Genomic DNA, 23,061 nt, shown 5'->3' on the forward strand with positions numbered 1-23,061 from the left:
CACCGGGTGCCGACCGCGCGGGCGCAGCCCCGTTGAGTGTCCAGGACACGCCGCACCCGCACCGCGCGACGCGGCGTGTCCTGGACACTCAACGCCTTCGCCGCCCCACGCCCGCACCACCCCCCCCGCGACGCAACCCCAAGCCCCGCCGCACCCCGCCGCACCGCACGACAGCCCGAGCGCGTAGACTGGGCGCATCAGCACCGATCCGGCCATCACCGGGGAGCTCTCGGAAGAAACGGGTCACGGCCCGCGGTAGAACCGAGCGGGGCAGGCCCGTCATCGCCGCAGTGAGAGAGGCGTCCTCGCGAGAGGGCGCAACGCAGGGTGGTACCGCGGTCCGCAAGGGTCGTCCCGGCGAGTGAACCTCGACCCGCGGAGTGACATGACCTACCCACGCCCCTCATCCTTCGGCCCCGCCGCCGACGCGTCCGCGAGCCCGGATGCCACCACCCCGGCGTCCGCGGCATCCGTCGTCCCGAGCCCTCGCTTCCCGGCGATCGAGAACGACACCCTCGCGTTCTGGGAGGCCGACGACACCTTCCGCGCGTCGATCGCGAACCGCGACGGCGGCGAGGAGTGGGTGTTCTACGACGGCCCGCCCTTCGCCAACGGCCTGCCGCACTACGGGCACCTGCTCACCGGCTACGCCAAAGACGTGTTCCCGCGCTTCCAGACCATGCGCGGCAAGAAGGTCGACCGCGTCTTCGGGTGGGACACCCACGGTCTCCCGGCCGAGCTCGAGGCCATGAAGCAGCTCGGGATCACCGAGAAGGACGAGATCGAGCGCATGGGGGTCGCGACCTTCAACGCCAAGGCCCGCGAGTCGGTGCTGGAGTACACGCGCGACTGGCAGGACTACGTCACCCGCCAGGCCCGCTGGGTCGACTTCGACCGCGGGTACAAGACGCTCGACACGACCTACATGGAGAGCGTGCTCTGGGCCTTCAAGACGCTCCACGACAAGGGCCTCGCGTACGAGGGCTACCGCGTGCTGCCCTACTGCTGGCGCGATGAGACCCCCCTGTCGACGCACGAACTGCGCATGGACGACGACGTCTACAAGATGCGCCAGGACCCCTCGGTCACCGTGACCTTCCCGCTCGTCGGCGCGAAGGCCGAGGCGCTCGGGCTCACCGGCGTGCGGGCGCTGGCGTGGACGACGACGCCGTGGACACTGCCGACGAACCTCGCTCTCGCGGTGGGTCCCGGCATCCGGTACGCGGTCATCGAGGGCGGTCCCCACGGTGCCGCCGACGTGCACCGCGCCCCCGACGGCACCCCCGATGAAGCGATCGAGGCCACCGCCCACCGCTATCTGCTCGCCGAGGACCTGCTGCCGGGCTACGCGAAGGACCTGGGGTACGAGACCCCGGATGCCGCCCGCCAGGCCGTGCAGACCACGCTCACCGGCGCCGAGCTCGAGGGCGTGTCGTACGACCGCCTCTTCGACTACTACGCCGACGCCGAGACGTGGGGGACCGGGAACGCCTGGAAGATCCTCGTCGACGACTACGTCACCGTCAGCGACGGCACGGGCATCGTGCACCAGGCGCCCGCGTACGGTGAGGACGACAAGCGCCTCGCCGACGCCGCGGGCCTGCCGACGATCATCTCGCTCGACGACGGCGGCCGGTTCCTCTCGGCCGTGACCGACGTGGCCGGCGAGCTGTGGATGGAGGCCAACCGGCCCCTCATCCGCCTGCTCACGCAGCAGGGCCGTCTGCTTCGCGAGGCGTCGTACGAGCACTCGTACCCGCACTGCTGGCGCTGCCGGAACCCCCTGATCTACAAGGCCGTGTCGAGCTGGTTCGTGCGGGTGACCGAGATCAAGGACGACCTGCTGGCGAACAACCAGCAGATCACCTGGGTGCCCGAGAACGTCAAGGAAGGTCAGTTCGGCAAGTGGCTCGAGGGCGCACGCGACTGGTCGATCAGCCGCAACCGCTACTGGGGCTCGCCGATCCCGGTGTGGAAGAGCGACGACGCGAACTACCCGCGCGTCGACGTGTACGGCTCTCTCGCCGACATCGAGGCCGACTTCGGCCGCCTGCCGGTGAACGGCGACGGTGAGGTCGACCTGCACCGCCCCTACATCGACGACCTCACGCGTCCGAACCCCGACGACCCGACGGGACGCTCGACGATGCGCCGCATCGAAGACGTGCTCGACGTCTGGTTCGACTCGGGCTCCATGCCGTTCGCGCAGGTGCACTACCCGTTCGAGAACCACGAGTGGTTCGACGAGCACGCCCCCGCCGACTTCATCGTCGAGTACATCGGGCAGACGCGCGGCTGGTTCTACGTCATGCACGTGCTCTCGACCGCGCTCTTCGACCGCCCGGCCTTCACGGGCGTGTCGTGCCACGGCATCGTGCTGGGCAACGACGGGCAGAAGATGTCGAAGTCGCTGCGCAACTACCCCGACGTGCGCGAGGTCTTCGACCGCGACGGCTCGGACGCCATGCGGTGGTTCCTCATGTCGTCGAGCGTGCTGCGCGGCGGCAACCTCGTCGTGACCGAGGAGGGCATCCGCTCGGGGGTGCGCGAGTTCCTGCTGCCGATGTGGAACGCGTGGTACTTCTTCGCCACCTACGCGAACGCGTCGGGGGAGGGCTACACGGCCGAGTGGCGCACCGACTCCACCGACGTGCTCGACCGCTACATCCTCGCCCTCACCGGTGATCTGGTGAAGGGCGTCGCCGCCGACCTCGAGGGGCTCGACTCCACGACCGCGGCCGAGCGCCTGCGCGACTTCGCCGAGGTGCTGACCAACTGGTACATCCGTCGCTCGCGCGACCGTTTCTGGGTGGGCGTGACCGACGACCCGACCAGCCGTGAGGCCTTCGACACGCTCTACACGGTGCTCGAAACGCTCACCCGCGTCGCCGCCCCGCTGCTGCCGCTGGTGACCGAGCGCGTGTGGCAGGGCCTGACGGGTGGGCGCAGCGTGCACCTGACCGACTGGCCCGACGCCGACGCGTTCCCCGCGGCCGCCGACATCCGCACGGCGATGGACACCGTCCGCGACGTCTCGAGCGTCGCCAACGCGCTCCGCAAGCGCGAGGGCAAGCGCGTGCGCCTGCCGCTGCCGCGCCTGACGGTGGTGACTCCGGATGCCACCGGCTTGGCGCAGTTCGACGACATCCTGCGCGAGGAGCTCAACGTGAAGAACGTCGAGCAGGTCACCCTGCAGGCCGGCACCGCCGCCGAGTACGGCATCACGCACCGCCTGTCGGTCAACGCCCGCGCGGCGGGTCCTCGCCTGGGCAAGCAGGTGCAGCAGGCGATCAAGGCCGCCCGCGAGGGCGACTGGAACGAGGTCGACGGACAGGTCGTCGCCGGCGGCATCGCGCTGGAGCCCGCCGAGTACGACCTGGTCGTCGAGACCGCGGGTCGCCCCGAGGGCGAGGCTCTGGCCGTGCTGGCGACGGGCGGCTTCGTGCTGCTCGACACCGTCACCACCCCCGAGCTCGAAGCCGAGGGCCTGGCGCGCGACATGATCCGCGGCATCCAGGACACGCGCAAGGCCGCCGGCTTCGACGTGAGCGACCGGATCTTCGTGTCGCTCACCTTCGTCGACGACGCCGACGCGCGGGCGGTCGCCCAGGCGTTCGACGTCGCCGGCGTGGCATCCGAGACCCTCGCCGAAGCCGTCGTGCTCGCCGGCCCCGAGGGAAGGCTCATCGAACGCGGGGCCATCGCCCCCGCCGAGTACGAGACCCAGATCGCCGCGAAGACCTACGCGAACGTCGGCGCGGTCACCGTCGCCGTCGCACGCATCGGAGCCACCGCATGAGCGACCGCACCCGAGCCGACGCCGTGTACAGCGCCCTGCTGGAACGCCAGGGGGAGCAGTGGGTGCAGCCGCGCGTCGAGCGCACGCGCCGAGTGCTCGAGCTGCTCGCCGACCCGCAGCGCACCTACCGCGTCATCCACGTCACGGGCACGAACGGCAAGACCTCGACCAGCCGCATGATCGAGAGCCTGTTGCGCGGCCTGGGGCTGCGCACGGGCCTGTTCACGAGTCCGCACCTCGAGCGCTTCACCGAGCGGATCCTCATCGACGGCGAACCGGTGGCGGATGCCGCGATCGCCGACGCGTGGGACGAGATCACGCCGTTCGTCGACATGGTCGACGCCGAGCTCACCGCCGCCGACGATGCGCCGCTGACGTTCTTCGAGCTGCTGACGGTGCTGGCCTTCGTGGTCTGCGCCGACGCGCCGATCGACGTGCTGGTGCTCGAGGTCGGTATGGGCGGGGAGTGGGATTCCACCAACACCGCCGACGGCGACGTCGCCGTCTTCACGCCCATCGACATCGACCACACCGACCGCCTGGGCTCCACGATCACCGAGATCGCGACGGTCAAGGCGGGCATCATCAAGCCCGGCGCCGCCGTCGTCTCGGCCGCGCAGCCCGACACGGCGCTCCGCGTCATCCGCGCACGCGCCGAGAAAGAGGGCGCGACCGTGTCGGTGGCCGGCGACGGCTTCGCGCTCGAGGCCCAGGCGCTGGCCGTCGGCGGGCAGATGCTGACGATCCGCGGGGTCGCGGGGTCGTACCCCGAGCTGTACCTGCCGCTGTACGGCGCCCACCAGGGCACCAACGCCGCCCTGGCGGTCGCGGCCGTGGAGTCGCTCATCGGCGGGGGCACGCAGCCCCTGGCCGCCGAGGTCGTGGCCGACGGCCTCGCGAACGCCACCTCGCCCGGGCGCCTTCAGCTCGTCGGGACGGCGCCGACCGTCTTCGTCGACGCGGCGCACAACCCGCACGGCGCCCGCGCGCTCGTCGCCGCCCTCGACGAGGCGTTCGACATCGACGAGTGGGGTGCCGTCGTCGGCATCCTGGACGGCAAAGACGCCCGGGGCATCATGTCGGCGCTCGTGCCCGCCGTCGCGCGCGTGTTCGCCACGGCCCCCGCGAGCGACCGTGCCAGCGACCCCGACGTGATCGCCGACGTCGCCGAGGCGGCCGACCTGCCCGTCACCGTGCACCCGACGCTCGAAGACGCCGCCGACGCGGCGCGCGCGTGGGCCGCGGAATCCGACCGGCGCGCGGTCATCATCGCCGGTTCCGTCGTGCTCGCGGGCGAGGCGCTGCGCCTGTCGGAGCTCGAGGACTGGAAGTCGGGGTGGCAGGCGTGAGCCCGCGCACCCCCCGGACCCCGCGCGTGCGGCGACGGCGCGGTGCGCTCGAGTCGCTCGGCGCCGTCGTGCTCGGCTTCGAGTCGATCGTGGTGTTCCTCGGCGGCCTGGTCGTCTACGGCCTCAAGGTGCTGCCCTTCGGCATCGAACCCTGGTGGGGCATCGTCGGCGGCGTCGTCATGGCGGTCGCCATGGTCGCCGTGGCGGGGCTCCTGCAGCACCGCGCGGCGATCGTCGTCGGCTGGGGCCTGCAGATCCTGTTGCTGCTCGGCGGATTCCTCGTTCCCGCCCTCGCGGTGGTCGCCCTCATTTTCGGCGGCATGTGGGCGTATGCCACCATCAAGGGAGCGGCACTGGATCGGCAGAACGCCCGACGCGCCGCTCATCCCGACCTCTCGAACGGAGAATGACCCATGGCTACCGAAGAGACCCTCGTCCTGGTCAAGCCCGACGGCGTCGCCCGCGGACTGACCGGCGCCATCCTCGCCCGCATCGAGGCGAAGGGCTACGCGCTCGTCGACATCCGCCTCGTCGAGCCCGACCGTGAGCGCCTCGCCCAGCACTACGCCGAGCACGAGGGCAAGCCCTTCTACGAGCCGCTGCTGGAGTTCATGCTCTCGGGCCCGTCGGTCGCGATCCGCCTCGCCGGAAACCGCGTGATCGAGGGCTTCCGCTCGCTGGCCGGCACCACCGACCCGACCACGGCCGCCCCCGGCACCATTCGCGGCGACTTCGGCCGCGACTGGGGCCTCAAGGTGCAGCAGAACCTCGTGCACGGCAGCGACAGCACCGAGTCCGCCGAACGCGAACTGGCGATCTGGTTCGCCTGATCCCGGATGCCGAGATGGCCGCCGCCCCCGAGGGGGTGGCGGCCATCGTCGTCCGATCGGCCCGTGTGGCCGCACGGTCTGTCGAATCGGACCCGTGCGGCGGCGCGTCGCTCAGCTGCGCGCGACCCCGCGCCCCGCACGACGACCGGCGGCGAGCCAGGCGACCGGCCCGAGAACGGGGACGAGCAGAATGACCACGGCCCACAGCCCCACCGTCAGGGACGACAGCCGGGCCGCTCCACGGGACAGGCCGACGATCGCCCAGACGGCGAGAGCGAACGCGACCAGTGCGACGACCGCCCACACGACGTCGTAGGCGGCCGGCACCAGCGGGTTCATCGCATCCATTCCTGGAGGATAGGGCCCGCGAGGCGAGCCGCGCGACTCGGATGCCCATCGCCGGGCCGGCGGGTCAGGGCCGCCGTGACCTCACAGCTGCGCGAGCACATCGAGCCGCAGCTGCGCGATCACCGCGATGACGGCGAAGGCCACGATGCTCATCAACGGCACCCACACCATGAGACGGTCGGCGACCTCGCGCACCCGCGCGCCCGGAAGGACGCCCTCGCGCAGAACGTGCAGGGTCACGACGAAGAACGAGGGGATGACGACCGACCACGTCACCATGCACCACGGGCAGAGAGTGGCCAGAACGAACAGGCTCTGCGCGATCAGCCAGATGACGAAGGTCAGGGCCAGAGCGAAGCCCAGCCAGAAGAGGGCCCAGAACCAGCGTGCGAATCGGGCGCCGGCCAGCAGCGCGACCCCGACCACGATGGGAGCGATCCACGCCGACAGTCCGATGATCGGGTTGGGGAAGCCGAACACGCTTCCCTGCGACGACTGCAGATTGGCCGAGCACTGCACGAGGACGCTGAAGTCGCACGACGCGGCGGCCGTGGGATCCATGAGCTGATGGAAGCGCTCCATCGTCAGCGAGAACGCCGCCCACCAGCCGACGATCCCGGCGAAGATGAGCCAGACCGCCGTGACGATCGGACGACGGGTCGTGACGGTTTCGCTCATGCCGCGATTCTGCCACCGCTGACTTCTCCGCCGGCTGAAGACGGCTCGTCGTCGACCTTCTGCGGGCGAAACGCGTGGTCCGTGCGATAATGAAAGCTGATGTGACCGCGGCCGCGCCGCAGGAACATCACCCAGAAGACTTCGGGCGATGACCGCCCATCGCAGCAAGCGCCACAGGCCTGCTGCAGACCGAGTGAGTTCGCGGCCCCGCCGGGTGCGGCGCCGCATGAGATTTCGCCGGGTGACGCGCGGTGTCGCCCGCTAGGGAGTATCCCCGATATGGCCGACAAGACCGACGATCAGACCCCCGCTGACCAGGTGACGCCCGAGACGGAGGCTCCGGAATCCGAGACCCTCGCGTCCGAGACGGAGGCCGCCGCAGGATTCGTGCCCCCCGTCGACGACGAAGAGGCCGCGGTGCAGGATGCCGAGCAGGCCGCCGCCGACGATGTGGCACCCCCCGCCGTGCTCGACGAGGGATCCGGCGACGCACCGGCTCAGGCCGCTGCCGGTGACGACGCTGCTGGTGACGACGTTGCCGAAGCGAACGTCGCGAGCGTCGAGGAGCCTGTCGCCGACGCGTCCGCGGCGGACCAGGGCGCCGACGCCACGGCATCCGCTGCCGAGCTCGCCGCCCCCGACGTCGCTGAGCCGGAGGCTCCGGCTCAGCCCGAGGTCGCCGCTCAGCCCGAGGCTCCCGCTCAGCCGGAGGTCTCCGCACAGCCCGAGGCCGCCACCGAGTCCGAGGCTGCCGCGCGTCCCACGGCCGTCTCGCTCGGACTGCTGCCCGAGGTCTTCGTCTCGGCCGTGTCGACGGCGCTGCACTTCTACGCCCCCGCGCTGCCGGCCTTCCCGGTGCGCGACGACGTCGATGACCGCGACGACCGTGACGAGCGCGACGACCGCGACGACGACGGCCCCCTCGAGCGCGGCTCCGCCAACGCCCGTCGCCGCAACCGCCGACGCGGCGGTGTCGACGTCGCCCCCGCCGAGCAGCACGAGGCCCCCGCAGCCCCGGTGCGTCAGCGCGCGGTCGAGCTCATCACCGAGCCGCAGCGCATCAAGGGCTCCACGCGCCTCGAGGCGAAGAAGCAGCGTCGCCGCGATGGCCGCGAGGCCGGCCGTCGCCGCCCCGTCGTCACCGAAGCCGAGTTCCTCGCCCGTCGCGAGGCCGTCGACCGCGTGATGGTCGTGCGGTCCAAGGCCGGCCGCATCCAGATCGCCGTGCTCGAAGACAACGTGCTCGTCGAGCACTACGTCGCCCGCAACCAGGACGCCTCGCTCATCGGCAACGTCTACCTGGGTCGCGTGCAGAACGTGCTTCCCAGCATGGAGGCGGCGTTCGTCGACATCGGCCGCGGCCGCAACGCCGTGCTGTACTCCGGTGAAGTCGACTGGGACGGCGTCGAGACCAACAATCAGCCGCGTCGCATCGAGCTCGCGCTCAAGTCGGGCGACCGCGTCCTGGTGCAGGTCACCAAAGACCCCGTGGGACACAAGGGCGCCCGCCTGACGAGCCAGATCTCGCTGCCCGGCCGTTACCTCGTCTACGTGCCCAACGGCACGATGAACGGCATCTCGCGCAAGCTCCCCGACACCGAGCGCGCGCGCCTGAAGAAGATCCTCAAGGAGGTGCTCCCCGAATCGTCGGGCGTCATCGTCCGCACGGCCGCCGAGGGCGCCACCGAAGAGCAGCTCACGCTCGACGTGCAGCGCCTCACCTCGCAGTGGGAGCACGTCTCGAGCCAGATCAAGACCATCCAGGCCCCCGCTCTGCTGCACTCCGAGCCCGACCTGCTGGTCAAGATCGTGCGCGACGTCTTCAACGAGGACTTCACGCGCATGCTCATCCAGGGCGACGAGGCGCTGCAGACCATCTCGAGCTACCTCCAAGGCGTCGCCCCCGACCTGCTCGAGCGCGTCGAGAAGTACGAGGGCGAGCAGGACCCGTTCGACGCGTTCCGCGTCACCGAGCAGATCGAGAAGGCTCTCGACCGTAAGGTCTGGCTGCCCTCGGGCGGCTCGCTCGTGATCGACCGCACCGAGGCCATGACGGTCGTCGACGTCAACACCGGCAAGTTCGTCGGCTCGGGCGGCAACCTCGAAGAGACCGTCACCAAGAACAACCTCGAGGCGGCCGAAGAGATCGTGCGCCAGCTGCGCCTGCGCGACATCGGCGGCATCATCGTCGTCGACTTCATCGACATGGTGCTCGAATCCAACCGCGATCTCGTGCTGCGTCGCCTGATCGAATGCCTCAGCCGCGACCGCACGAAGCACCAGGTCGCCGAAGTCACCTCGCTCGGCCTCGTGCAGATGACCCGCAAGAAGCTCGGACTCGGCCTGCTCGAGACCTTCAGCGAGGCGTGCGACGTGTGCGCCGGTCGCGGCGTGGTCGTGCACCACGACCCCGTCGTCAAGCACCGCCCGGCCGGGAACGGCAGCAGCAACGGCGGCGGCAACACCGGCTCGTCGAACCGCCGCGGTCGCGGGGGCAACACTCCCGCGAACGGCAACGGATCGAACGGCCACGCCGCACACGGCGGTGGCGCGTCGGCCGGAGCTTCCTCCACCGGCAACGGGGGAGCGGCGCCGACCGGCGGCACCCACGTGATCACCGAGGGCGTGAAGTCCGCTCTCGCTCAGATCGCGGCATCCACCGTGAAGCCGACCCTCGATGACCCCGCCGTGGTCGAGGCGGCCGTGGTCGCGTCGGTGGAGGCCGTCGTCGAGGCCCAGGCCGAGGCACCCGCACCGGTCCGCGAGAAGCGTCCGCGCAAGAAGCGCGAGCCCAAGGCGCCCCGTACCGAGAAGGACGCCCTTCTCGAGTCGGTGCTCGAGGCCCTCCCCGAGCCCAAGGCGCCCGGACAGGGCCGCTCACGGCGCCGTGTGACGACCGCGGCGCTCACCGGCACCCCCGTCAACGCCCAGCCCTCCAGCGAGGCCTGAGTCCGCTCCCTGGTGCGTGTGGGGCCGCGACCCGTCGTTCCCGACTTCGGTCGGGCGACGGGTCGCGGCCCCACACGCGTGTCAGCGGCGTTCGCGCGCCGTGATCCGCAGGCCCGAGGCCCGCAGGCGTCGAACGAGCTCTTTGCCGCCGACGTGCTGGGCTCCGGCGGCGACCAGGTCGGCGTGCCGCTCATCGGGGACGTCGTAGTGGTCGAGATCGAACGCGCGGCGGGGGATTCCGGCCGCGGCGGCGAAGGCGTGCAGTTCGTCGAGGTCGCTGTCGCTGACCAGGTGCGCCCACAGTCGTCCGTGCGCGGGCCACTGTGGATCGTCGATCAGAATCACCATCCCGCGATCCTAGGTCGACACGCGGTCCGAATGCTTTTGCCGGATGCCGCCCGGTGAGCTAAACTTGACCCTTGGTGCGTCGCGTCCGCCCTTACTGGAGCGTGACCCCGCGGGCTTTGCTCGCCGGATCGCACCGAGACTTGGGTCGCCAGACCCTCCCGACGTCATCAGACAACCGGAGCTCCGCGCTCCCGAACGAAAACAGGTGTGAAGTGGTTTACGCAGTTGTGCGCGCCGGCGGCCGCCAGGAGAAGGTCCAGGTCGGCACGGTCGTCGTGCTCGACCGCCAGAAGGCGAAGATCGGCGAGAGCATCCAGCTGCCCGCCGTCCTGTTCGTCGACGGCGACGCGGTCACGACCGACGCCGACAAGCTCGCGAAGGTCTCGGTCACGGCCGAGGTCCTCGGCGAGGAGCGCGGTCCGAAGATCGTGATCCAGAAGTTCAAGAACAAGACCGGCTACAAGAAGCGCCAGGGCCACCGCCAGGACCTCACGCGCGTCAAGATCACCGGCATCAAGTAAGAGCCAGGAGACGCAGAGATGGCACACAAAAAGGGCGCAAGCTCCACCCGTAACGGTCGTGACTCCAACGCACAGCGCCTCGGCGTGAAGCGCTTCGGCGGTCAGGTCGTCCTCGCCGGCGAGATCATCGTCCGCCAGCGCGGCACGCACTTCCACCCCGGCGCCAACGTCGGCCGCGGTGGCGACGACACCCTGTTCGCCCTGGCCCCCGGTGCGGTTCAGTTCGGCGCCAAGGGCGGCCGCAAGGTCGTCAACATCGTCACCGCAGCAGCGGAGTAATACCGAGCGCTCAGCGCTTCAGAGGGGGTGGGCACACAGCCCGCCCCCTCTTCTTTTCTTCCCGGCACCCGCCGGTCCGTCCTGAAAGGACACTCATGGTCACCTTCGTCGACCGCGTCACCCTGCACCTCCGTGCGGGCAAGGGCGGCAACGGCTGCGTCTCGGTGCGCCGCGAGAAGTTCAAGCCTCTGGCCGGCCCCGACGGCGGCAACGGCGGCAGCGGCGGCGACGTCGTGCTCGTCGCCGACCCCCAGGTCACCACGCTGCTGTCGTACCACCACTCGCCGCACCGCACCGCCGGCAACGGTGGTTTCGGCATGGGCGACCACCGCTCGGGCGCGATGGGCGAAGACCAGGAGCTCCCGGTGCCGCTCGGCACGGTCGTGAAGGACCCCGACGGCACCGTGCTCGTCGACATGCTCACCCCGGGCATGCGCTTCATCGTCGCCCCCGGTGGTCTCGGCGGCCTCGGCAACGCCTCGCTGTCGTCGCCCAAGCGCAAGGCCCCCGGCTTCGCGCTGCTCGGAACGCCCGGCTGGGAGGGCGACGTCGTCCTCGAGCTCAAGACCGTCGCCGACATCGCCCTCGTCGGCTTCCCGTCGGCGGGAAAGTCGAGCCTCATCGCGGCCGTCTCGGCGGCGCGACCGAAGATCGCCGACTACCCCTTCACCACGCTGCACCCCAACCTGGGCGTCGTGCAGTCGGGTGACATCCGCTTCACCATCGCCGACGTCCCGGGTCTCATCGAGGGCGCGAGCGAGGGCAAGGGCCTGGGCCTGGAGTTCCTCCGCCACGTCGAACGCTGCACGGCTCTCGTGCACGTGCTCGACTGCGCGACGCTCGACCCCGGTCGCGACCCGCTCACCGACCTCGACGTCATCCTCGCCGAGCTCGGCGCCTACCCCGTGCCCGAGGGGCAGACCCCGCTCCTCGAGCGCCCGCAGATCATCGCGCTGAACAAGATCGACGTGCCCGAGGCCCGCGAGCTCGCCGACTTCGTGCGTCCCGACCTCGAGGCCCGCGGTTTCCGCGTGTTCGAGATCTCCACGGTCAGCCGCACGGGCCTGCGCGAACTCACCTTCGCGCTGGCCGACGTGGTCGAGCAGCACCGCCTGGCGTCGATCGACGAGGCTCCGGTGGAGCGCATCGTCATCCGCCCGCAGGGCACTCGGAAAGACTTCGAGATCAATGTCGAGGGCGGCACCTACGGTCCCGTCTACCGCGTGCTCGGCGACAAGCCGGTCAAGTGGGTGCAGCAGACCGACTTCCAGAACGAAGAGGCCGTGGGCTACCTCGCCGACCGTCTCGCGCGCCTGGGCATCGAAGAGGGCCTGTTCCGCGCCGGTGCGGTCGCCGGTGCGACCGTCGTCATCGGCCCCGGCGACGGGATCGTCTTCGACTGGGAGCCCACGCTCACCTCGGCGGCCGAGCTCATGACGGCCCCCCGCGGCACCGACCCCCGTCTCGTGCAGAACCCGCGCCGCACCTCGTCGGAGCGCCGCGAGCGGTACCACGAGCGCATGGATGCCAAGGCCGAGGCCCGCGCCGAGCTCGAGACCGAGCGGCGTGCCGCCCGGGCCGTGGGCATCGGTGCCGACGGGGATCCCTCGCTGTCGTCCGCCGAGGACGAGGAGCGGTGAGCGCGACCTCGCGCTCCGCGATCCCGGGAGCCGGCCGCGTCGTGGTGAAGGTGGGCTCGTCGTCGATCAGCGGCGACGGGGCGCACCGGATCGACACGATCGTCGAGGCTCTCGCCCACGCGCGCGGCGCGGGGACCGAGGTGGTGCTCGTCTCGTCCGGGGCGATCGCGACGGCCCTGCCGTTGCTCGACCTCGGCGGCCGACCCAACGACCTGGCGACGCAGCAGGCCGCGGCCGCCGTCGGTCAGAACGTGCTCATGTGGCGCTACCAGACCTCGCTCGACCGCTTCGGACTGCTCGCCGGGCAGGTCCTGCTCACCGCGGGCGACCTCGAGAACGCCACGCACCGTTCGAACGCGCGCCGGGCGATGGAACGGCTGCTGGGTCTCGGCATCCTGCCCATCGTCAACGAGAACGACACCGTCGCGACCCACGAGATCCGTTTCGGCGACAACGACCGGCTCGCCGCTCTCGTGGCGCAGCTGATCGGTGCCGACGCACTCGTGCTGTTGAGCGACATCGAGTGCCTGTACACGCTGCCGCCGAGCGAGCCCGGAGCGCGCCCGATCGTCGATGTGGCGTGGGGCGACGACCTGTCGCAGTTCGAGTTCGGCGCCGGCGTCGTCAACGGCGTGGGGACCGGGGGAGCGGCGACCAAGGCCTCGGCCGCGAAGCTGGCCTCCACCGCCGGCGTCGGGGTGCTCGTCACCAGCGCCGACCTCGTCTCGTCCGCTCTCGCGGGCGATGCGGTGGGCACCTGGTTCGCCCCGAATCCCGACCCCGTCACCCTCGCCACCGGCCCGGTGGGCGCCGTGGGCGCGCCGGTACACTGAGCGCATGACCACGATCGCCGCCTCCGTCGATGAGCGCTTGCGTCTGGCCAAAGACGCCGCGCGCGAGATCGGTCTGCTCGATTCCGAGCGCAAGACCGCTCTGCTGAACGCGGTCGCCGACGCGATCGAGGCGGCGTCCGCCGAGATCGTCGCGGCCAACGCCGACGACCTCGAACGCGGACGAGCGGATGCCATCGGCGACGCCCTCCTCGACCGCCTGCGCCTCGATGCCGGACGCGTCGCAGCCCTGGCGGCGGCGGTGCGCGATGTCGCCGGCCTGCCCGACCCCGTCGGCCGCGTGCTCGACAGGCGGACGCTCGCCAACGGACTCGCCCTCGAGAAGGTGGCGGTACCGTTCGGGGTCGTCGGGTCGATCTACGAGGCGCGCCCGAACGTCACGGTCGACATCGCCTCTCTCGCTTTGCGCTCCGGAAATGCGGTCGTGCTGCGCGGCGGTTCCGCGGCGCAGAGCACCAACGCGACCCTCGTCTCGGTCATGCGCGCGGCGCTGCAGGCCCAGGGCGTCAGCCCCGAGGCCGTGCAGAGCGTCGACGACTTCGGCCGCGACGGCGCGCGTGCGCTCATGAACGCGCGCGGACTGGTCGACGTGCTCGTGCCACGCGGAAGCGCGTCGCTGATCGAGACGGTCGTGACCGAGTCGACCGTTCCGGTCATCGAGACCGGGGCCGGCGTGGTCCACGTCTTCCTCGACGCCACGGCCCGTGACGACTGGGCGCGCGACATCGTGCTCAACGCCAAGACCCAGCGGCCGAGCGTGTGCAACGCCGTCGAGACGGTGCTCGTCCACCGCGACGCGGCCGATCGCCTGCTGCCCGAGCTGCTGGCGTCACTGTCCGATGCCGGGGTGACCGTGCACGGCGACGACGTCACGCGGGCACACGACGCGCGCGTCGTCACCGCGACCGAAGACGACTGGGCGCGTGAGTACGGGACGCTCGACCTGGCCGTGCGTGTCGTCGACGACCTCGACGACGCCCTCGCCCACATCCGCCGTTACTCGACCCACCACACCGAGTCGATCATCACGGCCGATCAGGCCTCGGCCGACCGGTTCCTCGCCGAGGTCGACTCGGCCGTCGTCATGGTCAACGCCTCCACCCGCTTCACCGACGGGGGAGAGTTCGGCTTCGGCGCCGAAGTCGGCATATCGACTCAGAAGCTGCACGCCCGCGGTCCCATGGGCCTCGCCGAACTCACGAGCACCAAGTGGCTCGGGCGCGGCGACGGCCAGGTCCGCGCCTGACCGCCTAAAATGGGCTGCGCGCCCCGCGCAGACCTCTCGAACGGAGCACAGATGACTTTCGTCTCACTTCTCGCCCACGCTGCAGAAGAAGGCGCCCACCACGGCGGCAACGTGCAGGCCCAGACCTTCTGGTTCGGCGCCGTCGCGTTCGTCGTGTTCGTGTCGCTGAGCCTGGTCACGCTGTCGTACCGCAACGTCGCCAACCGCCACGCGCACAAGGCCGATGCCTACACGAAGAAGCACGGGACGCCCACCCCCGAGGCGCACGGCCACTGAGGCCCACCGTATGTCGGTGACGCGCGCCCCTCGGATCGGGGTCATGGGTGGGACGTTCGATCCCATCCATCATGGTCACCTCGTCGCGGCCAGCGAGGTGGCGCAGTCGTTCGACCTCGACGAGGTCGTCTTCGTGCCCACGGGTCGCCCGTGGCAGAAGGACGACGTCACCGAGAGCGAGCACCGCTACCTCATGACGGTGATCGCGACGGCCTCGAACCCCCAGTTCACGGTGAGCCGCGTCGACATCGATCGGGAAGGCCCCACTTACACGATCGACACGCTGCGCGATCTGCAGGAGCAGCGTCCGGGAGCCGAGCTGTTCTTCATCACCGGTGCCGACGCCGTGGCGCAGATCCTGGGGTGGCGAAACCATCAGCAGCTGTGGGATCTCGCGCATTTCGTGGCCGTCTCGCGGCCCGGACACGTGCTCACCACCGAAGGCCTGCCCACCGAAAACGTGAGCCAGCTGGAGATCCCGGCGCTGTCGATCTCGTCCACAGACTGCCGCGCCCGTGTGCGCCGAGGACACCCCGTGTGGTACCTCGTGCCCGACGGCGTCGTGCAGTACATCGCGAAGCACCACCTCTACCGGAGCAATGCATGAGCACTTCCGAGAACCCCGAGACCCCCGCGCTGACCCGCCGTCAGCTGCGCGAGCTCCGCCACACCGGCGCGACGCCGATCATCGCGCCCGAGACGGATGCCGAGTCCTCGGCGCCCGCGACCGACAGCACCGCCGAGACGGCGGCGCCCGCCGAGACCACGGCGTCGAGTGCACCGGTCGTCGACGATGCCGCCGCGTCCGACGCCCCGGTGGACGATGCCTCTGCCGACGTCGCGGCTGCCGACGTACCTGCTGCCGACGTACCTGCTGCCGAGGCCCCGGCGGTCGACGACGCGGCCCCGACCGCGTTGTTCCCCGCGGCGAAGTCCACCGACGAGCCCGCGCCCGCGGCATCCGGTGCCGACGAAACCGCACGTGAAGACAGCGCACGCGAAGACACCGCGCGCGAAGACACTCCGGCCGCCGCGCGCCCCTCGGCCTTCGAGCCTCCGTTCGGCGACCATGGCGCCGACTTCGGCGTTCCGGGACTCACTCGCCGCCAGGCGCGCGCGCAGGAGAAGATCCGCACTGCGGCGGTGCCGGTCATCACGCCCGACCTCGAGCCCGCCCTGCCGCGTCAGAACTCCCCGTTCGCTCCGCTGCCCCAGGCCGAGCCGACGGGTCCGGCGATCTTCCGCCCGTCGGCGCCCGACACCGCCGAGACGCCCGCCGCGGCCGAGGACGCCCCCGGCGCGTCGGTCGTGAACCCGGCGCTCGGTTCCGAGCTGCTCGACGGCGCCAAGCCCGACGTCACCCTGCCCGACTCGTTCGACCAGCTCATCGCGCGCAACGCCTCGGCGAGCGGCGCGGTGTCGACGCCGAACGCGCTGATCCTCTCGCAGACGCCCTCGGGCGTGCCGCTGGTCGGCCCCGTCACCGCGACGGGCGAGGTCATGATCACCGGCACGTTCGAGCTACCCGAGGGCCTCGGCTCCGTCGGTCACGCCCCGGGCACGACCGACGGTCGCGACGCCGATGCCGTTCTTCTCGACGGCGAGCTCCCGCCCGCCTCGTCTCCCACCCCGATCGCGGCCAGTGCCGCCATCAGCACCGTCAAACAGCCCGGCGAGATCATTCGCCCCCCGGCGCCCGAGAAGGGGAGCAAGCTCCTCATCGGCCTCATCATCACGACCGGCGCGCTGGCGCTGGCGGTGGCCGTCACCCTCGTGCTCGCCTTCACGACAGGAGTCTTCCGATGACCGCCACCGCCAACGGACGGGAGATGGCGCAGATCGCCGCTCTCGCCGCCGACGCCAAGAGCGGCGACGACATCGTCGCCCTCGACGTCTCCGAGCCCCTTCCGCTCGTCGACATCTTCCTGCTCGTCACCGGTCGCAATGAGCGCAACGTCGCCGCGATCGCCGACGAGATCGAAGACAAGCTGCTTGAGCACGGCCACAAGCGTCTGCGCCGCGAGGGGCGTCAGGAGTCCCGCTGGGTGCTGCTCGACTTCGGCGACCTCGTGGTCCACGTCTTCCACGAAGAAGAGCGCGTCTACTACGGCCTGGAGCGCCTCTGGAAGGACTGCCCCGTCGTTCCGATCGAGCTGCCGACGCCCGCGGGCGCGCCCGAGTAACGACCCCCACGACAACGCCCTCGGCCCTCACGGCCGGGGGCGTTCTCTGTGCGTGGGCCGTGTTCGCGCCGGCCTGTTCGCGCCGTGCCCGCCCGATCACTCACCCGTAGCGTTCGCGATACCGCCGCTCGGCCGCCGCGTGCAGGGCGATCGGCAGGGTGTCGATGAGGCTCGCCGGAGTCAGGTACTGGATGCCGAGGGCCCCGGGCGCCACGAGGCGCGCCGCGTCGTCGATGAGCACGTCGACGACGCGCTCCACGAGCGTGTCGTCGAGGTCGGGGCGGGCGAGCAGCAGGTTGGCGACGCCGATGGCGGGAACCGGGGAGTCCGCGCCGTACACGCCGGCGGGGATGGTCGTGGCCACGTACGCGTCCGGGTAGCGCTGCAGGAGCGTCGGCAGCACGGGCGTCGTGTCGAGCACCGCGATGGGGGTGCGGGCGGCGAGCTCCGCGATCTGGGGCGTCGGCACGCCTCCCGACCAGAACAGCGCATCGATGCGGCCCCGCTCCAGATCGACGACGGCATCGCGAAGCGGCCGCTCTGTCGCCGACGCGGGCGAGAGTCCCGCGGCTTCCATCACGCGGCGCGCGGTCGCGGCCGCCCCCGAGCCGGGGGCACCCAGCGAGACGCGCGTTCCGGCGAGCTCCGCGAGCGAGCGCTGGCCGTCGGGTGCGCGGACGAGGCACTGCAGGTAGTTCTGGTAGACCCGCCCGATCGCGACCACCTCACCGCTCGTCGCCGCCGCCGAATCCGCGAGCGAGAGGGCGAGCTCCACGCGGCCCTGCGACAGCAGGGCGAGGTTGTCGACGCTGCCCTCGGTCTGCAGGGCGGTGATCTCGAACGCCCCGGACCCTCGGGCGACGTCGCTCAGCAGCTGGCCGAACTGCAGGTAGCTGCCACCGGGTTCGCCGCAGCCCAGCGTCAGCACGGTCGGCGCGGTGGGCACGCACCCCGCCAGTACGACGGTGCCCGCCGCGGCGCCCGCCCACAGGAAGCTGCGCCGCGAGACCCCCGTCACGTTCTGTCCCAGATCAGGTGCGCCGCGAGTCCGCCCTCCTGCGAGCGCCCCAGCTCCAGCCGTCCGCCGGCGGCCCGCATGAGCTGCGCGACGATGGCGAGCCCGAGGCCGGTGCCGGTAGTGCCGCCGTCGAGACCGGCGCGCCAGAAACGCGTGCCCAGGCGCGGAAGGTGCGCGTCGTCGAGCTGAGTGCCCGAGTCCTCCACGCGCACCTCGAGGCGTCCGGCATCCTGTTCCACGCTCACCCGCACCCGCGCGCCCGCACCGGCGTACTTCGCCGCGTTGTCGAGCAGCACATCGAGCATCTCGTCGAGGTCGGCGCGGCCGCAGGGGACCACGACCGCCGGGGAGTCGTCGATGCTGAGCGTCAGTCCCGCGGCGTGCAGGCGCGCACGGTGCCGTTCCACCAGGTCGGCCGCGGTCACCGAGCATTCACGCGTGGCGCCCTCGTCTCGGGCGTCGTCGTGACCCTGGGTTCGCGCGGCAGCGCGGTGCTCCGCGTTGGCGAGGGTCAGCATGCGCTCCACGGTGTGCTCGAGGCGATCGAGGTCGTCGTCGACGGCCGAGAGGTCGTCGGCCGCGTCACCGTCGCGGGCGAGGCCGTCCACGCGCAGTCGGATGGCGGCGAGGGGCGTCCGCAATTGGTGCGAGGCATCGGCGACGAAGCCGCGCTGCTGCTCGAGGCTGTTCTCGACCTCATCGGCCATCGTCGCGAACGCCCGGCTGAGGCGGCGCAGCTCGGGCGGCCCCGAGGGGCGCAGCGGCGCGGGACCGCGATGGGCGGTGAGGTCGGCGACCGCGGAATCGAGCGCGCGCACCGGGCGCAGGATCCAGCGGGTCCACAGCAGCGAGGCGACCATGAGGGCGCTGAGCAGCAGCACCCCGATCGCGGCGATCACGGCCCACGCGCGCGAGACGTCGGCTTGCGCGCCCCGCAGGTCGACCGCGAGCACCACGACGCCGGCCGACAGGTCACCGGCCGCGATCACGGGCACCGCGACGAGGGCGCTGCGGGGTCCCCAGGGGGTGACTCGGGGGAGCGACAGCTGGGGAATGGCCCGCGAAGCCGCGGTGACGAGCTGATCGACGTCGGCATCGCGGTGCAGCTCGCCCGCCGAGGCGACCGGTTCCCCGCTCTCGTCGAGGACGAGTACCGACTCCGCGTAGACCGCGTGGAAGCGCTCGAGGTACGACTGCAGTCCCTCGACGTCGGACTGCACCAGCGCCGTCCGGGCGCGCTGCACGACCTGGTCGAGCGCCGCGGTGCGCTGCAGGGCGAGCTGCTGCGTGCGGGAGTCGGCGAGCGACTGCGCCACGGGGATGAGCACGGCGATCACGGCGATGAGACCGAAGACGAGCAGGGGGAGCAGCACCCGCAGCTTCACGCGGCATCCTCGAGGCGGTAGCCCAGGCCGCGGATGGTCGTGATGGTCACCTCGGGGAGCTTCTGGCGCACCTGCCCCAGGTGCACGTCGAACGATCGCGACGATGCCACGTACGCGTCTCCCCAGACCTCGTCGAGGATCTGCCGACGGCTCACCGCCTGCCCCGCGCGTCGGGCGAGGGCGTACAGGATGCCGAACTCGTTGGGCGTCAGCGCGACCTCGCGGTCGGCGGCGTGCACGCGGTGGGCGTCGATGTCGATCTCGACCGACCCGACCCGCACGCGCAGGGGCTCGTCGGGCGGGCTGTAGCGACGGGTGACGGCCAGGAGCCGCGCCAACAGCTCGTGGAGGCGCACCGGCTTGACGAGGTAGTCGTCGGCGCCGAGCGACAGTGCTCGCACGGCGGAGCGCTCGTCGCCGCGGGCCGTGACGACGATGACGGGGAGCGAGCTCACCTCGCGCAGCTGGCGCAGTACGTCGAGCCCGTCCATGTCTTCCAGCCCGAGATCGAGCAGCACGACCTGGGCGTCGCGATGGCGCAGCAACACGTCGCTGCCCCGCGCGACACGGGTGCACGCGTGCCCGGCGCGCGTGAGCGCCGAGACGAGCGCCGCGGCGACCGAGCCGTCGTCCTCGGCTACGAGTACGTGCATGGCCCCATCGTAGGCTCACGCGCCGGGGTCGCCCCCGGCGGCGGGCCGGGGTCAATGTAAGGCGTATGTAAGGATCTCGGGACGGGCCCCCGCGCGCCGCCACGATAACGGGATACGACTCGTCGCCGCCGCCGGGCCCCGTCTTCGACGGCGTACGAGACGAGAACCGTCCATCGACCGATCGGATTACCCATGTCAACGACGACGACGATCCCTACGAGCCTGCGACGCTCCATATCGAACACGCTGAAGGGCTCGGCCGGCAACCTTGTCGAGTGGTACGACGTCTACGTCTACTCGGTGTTCGCGGTGTACTTCGAGTCGCAGTTCTTCGACTCCGACGACAAGAACTCCTCCCTCTACGTGTGGGCGATCTTCGCCGTCACTTTCCTCATGCGTCCGATCGGATCGTGGTTCTTCGGCCGCTTCGCCGACCGCCACGGACGCCGGCTGTCTCTCACCGTGTCGGTGTCGCTGATGGCGTTCTGCTCGCTCGTCATCGCCCTCGCCCCCACGGCCGAGGCGATCGGCGCCGGAGCCGTCGTCATCCTGGTCTTCGCCCGCCTGGTGCAGGGCTTCGCCACCGGCGGCGAGTACGGCACGAGCGCGACGTACATGTCCGAGGCCGCCATGCCCGGTCGTCGTGGCTTCCTGTCGTCGTTCCACTACGTCACGCTCGTCGGTGGGCACGTGCTCGCCCAGACGACCCTGCTCGTCATGGTCCTCACCCTCGACGACGAGGCCATCTCGGCGTGGGGCTGGCGCGTTGCCTTCGCCATCGGCGGGGTCGCCGCGGTGGCGGTGTTCTGGATGCGCCGCACGATGGACGAGTCGCTCGAGCAGAGCGTCATCACCGACAACAAGTCGGGCCGCTCGAAGGAGTCGGGCTCGATGCGCGACCTGCTCGTCAACAACTGGCGTCCGCTGCTGCTCTGCTTCGCCGTCACCGCGGGCGGGACCGTCGCGTTCTACACCTACTCGGTCACCGGACCGAACATCGTCAAGACCGCCTTCTCGGGCGGCGACGTCGTGGCCGGCACGATCATCAACCTGGTCGCCCTGACCGTACTCATGCTCATGCAGCCCATCGGCGGCTGGCTCTCCGACAAGGTCGGCCGCAAGTCGCTCCTGGTGTTCTTCGGCGTCGGCGGCGTGCTCTACACGTGGTTCCTGATCACGATGCTCCCGCAGCAGACGAACGAGTTCGCGGCGTTCGCGATCCTGCTCGGAGGCTTCATCATCCTCACCGGATACACCTCGATCAACGCGCTGGTGAAGGCCCAGCTGTTCCCGACCCATGTGCGGGCGCTCGGCGTGGGCCTCGGCTACGCGCTGGCGAACTCGCTGTTCGGCGGCACGGCCCCCCTGCTGTACGCCGGGGCGCAGAGCGCCGAGCAGGTGCCCGTGTTCATCGTCTACGTCACGGTCATCATCGCGGCCTCGCTCGCGGTGTACATCTTCGCCCTGCGCAACAAGGCCCCGAACTGGCTCGACGATGAACTCCTCATGCGCGAGGCCCAGCAGGCCAAGACGCGCGTACCGGTCTCGTCGCGCTGAGTCGTCTCACCGGATGCCCCTTCCCGCGCGGGAGGGGCATCCGCCGTGTGGCGGAGGGCCGGGAACGGATGCCGTGGGCCCGCCGACGCGGCCGGAACCCGCCACCGACCGGAGCGGGGGCTCTCTTTGTCGGAGGTGAGGTGTCGCTCGCGTATCGACAGAGGTCACGGTGCGGGTGCGGTTGTGGTCTGGAAAGATCGTCGCGGGGCAGCTCACCGTGGCCGAAGCGGCCGAGCAGCGCGGGCGGTGGAAGCCGGGCGACCCACGAGCCCCCGTATGACGGTGATGTCACAACCGTCTCGATTGGGAGCGAACGACGCTGGCGGGATTCGCGTGGATGCGGCTCATGTGCTCGCGGAGGTGCCCGGTCGACTCGAGTCCGACCGCGTGGGCTGCGGCCGTGAAGGTCATGTTGCTGTCTGTGACGAGCTGTTCGAATCGGCTGATCCGGAGGCGCCGCAGGTACTGCATCGGCGTCACTCCGAGGTCGCTGCGGAAAGCCCGCCGGAGGGCGGATACCGACATGTTCGCCTCCCCGGCGAGGCGGTCCATCGTCCACCTCTCCGTATACCGCGCGTGCAGGAGACGGCGCATGCGCTCGACCTCGCGCCGGGGAATGAGCCCCGTGACGGGCCCCTCGCCCGACGCCTCCAAGACCACCCGATCTGTGGCGAGGATGTAGGGGTGCACGGCGTCGATGACGCCGAGGGCGAGACGCATGCTCGTGAAGATGGGGGTGTCTGCCGGAAGGGTGGCCACTTGCTCGATGAGGGAGCCGATCTTCGCGCGCGCGCGGCTGGGAAAGCGGATGCGTTGGACCGCGGGGGAGTGTGCACGGACATCACGCGCGAGCGCCCGTTGCCCGCCGACGATCGGGTATCGCCAGTAGAGCACCTCGCTCACGAATCGCTCGTGCAGCAGGAGAGCGACGAATTCTGCGTGCGGGTCAGGACGGGCCCCGAAGGGGGTCGAGGGGCGGATCACGATGAGATCGCCGGTGCCGGCGCGGACATCGGGGAATCGTCCGACGATCGTCACGCTCCCCGACTGGACCAGGAGGAACGTGTGCCGCAGGGTCGCATCCACCGGGACAGCGTTCCCGGAGTCGTGGCGCACGCCCACGACCGGGAGGGCGGACCTGGCGTGTTCAG

At 70.9% G+C, this 23,061-nt stretch carries 22 protein-coding genes; 15 read left to right on the forward strand and 7 right to left on the reverse strand.

All coding sequences use genetic code 11. The annotated features are described in order from the left end of the window. The first annotated feature begins 385 nt into the window (after nucleotides 1-385). The 4 genes from ileS to ndk are packed head-to-tail and all read left to right on the forward strand — an operon-like array spanning nucleotide 386 to nucleotide 5,978. Entirely contained in the window at nucleotides 386-3,799 is a 3,414-nt protein-coding gene (ileS, locus tag BJP65_RS00605) for an isoleucine--tRNA ligase (protein ID WP_070407905.1), read from the forward strand. Continuing rightward, the gene (locus tag BJP65_RS00610; protein WP_070407906.1) at nucleotides 3,796-5,148 is read left to right on the forward strand and encodes a folylpolyglutamate synthase/dihydrofolate synthase family protein; all 1,353 of its coding nucleotides are present in this window, start codon (nucleotides 3,796-3,798) and stop codon (nucleotides 5,146-5,148) included. The genes ileS and BJP65_RS00610 overlap by 4 nt, the downstream gene beginning before the upstream one ends. Beyond that, nucleotides 5,145-5,558, forward strand: a complete 414-nt coding sequence (locus BJP65_RS00615; protein WP_308447287.1) for a DUF4233 domain-containing protein — start codon at nucleotides 5,145-5,147, stop codon at nucleotides 5,556-5,558. The genes BJP65_RS00610 and BJP65_RS00615 overlap by 4 nt, the downstream gene beginning before the upstream one ends. A gap of 3 nt (nucleotides 5,559-5,561) precedes the next feature. Continuing rightward, complete coding sequence (ndk, locus tag BJP65_RS00620; protein ID WP_055836910.1) at nucleotides 5,562-5,978, forward strand: nucleoside-diphosphate kinase; 417 nt, start codon at nucleotides 5,562-5,564, stop codon at nucleotides 5,976-5,978. A 111-nt stretch (nucleotides 5,979-6,089) separates the two neighbouring features. Here the strand turns inward: ndk and BJP65_RS00625 are convergent, their stop codons facing one another. Together BJP65_RS00625 and BJP65_RS00630 are read right to left on the reverse strand one after the other, a co-directional pair. Then, a complete protein-coding gene (locus BJP65_RS00625; RefSeq protein WP_070407907.1) occupies nucleotides 6,090-6,326 on the reverse strand; it encodes a PLDc N-terminal domain-containing protein in 237 nt (78 codons plus the stop codon). Between the two features lie 81 nt (nucleotides 6,327-6,407). Then, nucleotides 6,408-7,004, reverse strand: coding sequence for a vitamin K epoxide reductase family protein (locus BJP65_RS00630; protein WP_070407908.1), 597 nt, complete (start codon nucleotides 7,002-7,004; stop codon nucleotides 6,408-6,410). Nucleotides 7,005-7,283: 279 nt separating this feature from the next. Between BJP65_RS00630 and BJP65_RS00635 the strand changes: the two genes are divergently transcribed. Beyond that, nucleotides 7,284-9,953 carry an Rne/Rng family ribonuclease gene (locus BJP65_RS00635; RefSeq protein ID WP_070407909.1) on the forward strand — a complete coding sequence of 890 codons (2,670 nt, stop codon included), beginning with the start codon at nucleotides 7,284-7,286 and terminating at the stop codon, nucleotides 9,951-9,953. A gap of 81 nt (nucleotides 9,954-10,034) precedes the next feature. Here the strand turns inward: BJP65_RS00635 and BJP65_RS00640 are convergent, their stop codons facing one another. Continuing rightward, nucleotides 10,035-10,301, reverse strand: coding sequence for a DUF4031 domain-containing protein (locus BJP65_RS00640; protein ID WP_055939938.1), 267 nt, complete (start codon nucleotides 10,299-10,301; stop codon nucleotides 10,035-10,037). 212 nt (nucleotides 10,302-10,513) lie between these two features. Between BJP65_RS00640 and rplU the strand changes: the two genes are divergently transcribed. The 9 genes from rplU to rsfS all read left to right on the forward strand — a co-directional run bounded on the left by rplU (nucleotide 10,514) and on the right by rsfS (nucleotide 17,297). Continuing rightward, on the forward strand, nucleotides 10,514-10,822 hold the full coding sequence (gene rplU, locus BJP65_RS00645) for a 50S ribosomal protein L21 (RefSeq protein ID WP_055836929.1): 309 nt from the start codon (nucleotides 10,514-10,516) through the stop codon (nucleotides 10,820-10,822). 18 nt (nucleotides 10,823-10,840) lie between these two features. Beyond that, nucleotides 10,841-11,101 carry a 50S ribosomal protein L27 gene (gene rpmA, locus BJP65_RS00650; RefSeq protein WP_055836932.1) on the forward strand — a complete coding sequence of 87 codons (261 nt, stop codon included), beginning with the start codon at nucleotides 10,841-10,843 and terminating at the stop codon, nucleotides 11,099-11,101. A gap of 95 nt (nucleotides 11,102-11,196) precedes the next feature. After that, entirely contained in the window at nucleotides 11,197-12,741 is a 1,545-nt protein-coding gene (gene obgE / locus BJP65_RS00655) for a GTPase ObgE (protein ID WP_070407910.1), read from the forward strand. Continuing rightward, nucleotides 12,738-13,574, forward strand: coding sequence for a glutamate 5-kinase (gene proB, locus BJP65_RS00660; RefSeq protein WP_055836938.1), 837 nt, complete (start codon nucleotides 12,738-12,740; stop codon nucleotides 13,572-13,574). Before obgE ends, proB begins: the two co-directional genes overlap by 4 nt. 4 nt (nucleotides 13,575-13,578) lie before the next feature. Beyond that, nucleotides 13,579-14,838 carry a glutamate-5-semialdehyde dehydrogenase gene (locus BJP65_RS00665; protein WP_070407911.1) on the forward strand — a complete coding sequence of 420 codons (1,260 nt, stop codon included), beginning with the start codon at nucleotides 13,579-13,581 and terminating at the stop codon, nucleotides 14,836-14,838. Nucleotides 14,839-14,889: 51 nt separating this feature from the next. Further along, nucleotides 14,890-15,114 (forward strand): hypothetical protein, encoded by a 225-nt coding sequence (locus BJP65_RS00670; protein ID WP_055836944.1) that lies wholly within the window; start codon nucleotides 14,890-14,892, stop codon nucleotides 15,112-15,114. Between the two features lie 10 nt (nucleotides 15,115-15,124). After that, on the forward strand, nucleotides 15,125-15,721 hold the full coding sequence (gene nadD / locus BJP65_RS00675) for a nicotinate-nucleotide adenylyltransferase (protein WP_055836947.1): 597 nt from the start codon (nucleotides 15,125-15,127) through the stop codon (nucleotides 15,719-15,721). After that, nucleotides 15,718-16,920 carry a hypothetical protein gene (locus tag BJP65_RS00680; protein WP_070407912.1) on the forward strand — a complete coding sequence of 401 codons (1,203 nt, stop codon included), beginning with the start codon at nucleotides 15,718-15,720 and terminating at the stop codon, nucleotides 16,918-16,920. The genes nadD and BJP65_RS00680 overlap by 4 nt, the downstream gene beginning before the upstream one ends. Beyond that, entirely contained in the window at nucleotides 16,917-17,297 is a 381-nt protein-coding gene (gene rsfS / locus BJP65_RS00685; protein ID WP_055836953.1) for a ribosome silencing factor, read from the forward strand. Before BJP65_RS00680 ends, rsfS begins: the two co-directional genes overlap by 4 nt. 100 nt (nucleotides 17,298-17,397) lie before the next feature. Here the strand turns inward: rsfS and BJP65_RS00690 are convergent, their stop codons facing one another. Genes BJP65_RS00690 through BJP65_RS00700 form a run of 3 tightly spaced genes read right to left on the reverse strand, consistent with a single transcriptional unit; the run spans nucleotide 17,398 to nucleotide 20,353 of the window. Then, nucleotides 17,398-18,315, reverse strand: coding sequence for a TAXI family TRAP transporter solute-binding subunit (locus tag BJP65_RS00690; RefSeq protein WP_181015956.1), 918 nt, complete (start codon nucleotides 18,313-18,315; stop codon nucleotides 17,398-17,400). Continuing rightward, complete coding sequence (locus BJP65_RS00695) at nucleotides 18,312-19,700, reverse strand: HAMP domain-containing sensor histidine kinase (RefSeq protein ID WP_070407913.1); 1,389 nt, start codon at nucleotides 19,698-19,700, stop codon at nucleotides 18,312-18,314. The genes BJP65_RS00690 and BJP65_RS00695 overlap by 4 nt, the downstream gene beginning before the upstream one ends. Further along, nucleotides 19,697-20,353 carry a response regulator transcription factor gene (locus BJP65_RS00700; RefSeq protein ID WP_070407914.1) on the reverse strand — a complete coding sequence of 219 codons (657 nt, stop codon included), beginning with the start codon at nucleotides 20,351-20,353 and terminating at the stop codon, nucleotides 19,697-19,699. Before BJP65_RS00700 ends, BJP65_RS00695 begins: the two co-directional genes overlap by 4 nt. A 192-nt stretch (nucleotides 20,354-20,545) precedes the next feature. On the opposite strand from BJP65_RS00700, the gene BJP65_RS00705 reads away from it, so the two are divergent. After that, a complete protein-coding gene (locus BJP65_RS00705) occupies nucleotides 20,546-21,910 on the forward strand; it encodes an MFS transporter (protein WP_070407915.1) in 1,365 nt (454 codons plus the stop codon). Nucleotides 21,911-22,198: 288 nt separating this feature from the next. Here BJP65_RS00705 and BJP65_RS00710 read toward each other — a convergent pair whose 3' ends face one another. After that, nucleotides 22,199-22,996 carry an AraC family transcriptional regulator gene (locus BJP65_RS00710; RefSeq protein WP_070407916.1) on the reverse strand — a complete coding sequence of 266 codons (798 nt, stop codon included), beginning with the start codon at nucleotides 22,994-22,996 and terminating at the stop codon, nucleotides 22,199-22,201. Between the last annotated feature and the right edge of the window lie 65 nt (nucleotides 22,997-23,061).

It is taken from the genome of Microbacterium sp. BH-3-3-3 (assembly GCF_001792815.1).
GTDB lineage: Bacteria > Actinomycetota > Actinomycetes > Actinomycetales > Microbacteriaceae > Microbacterium.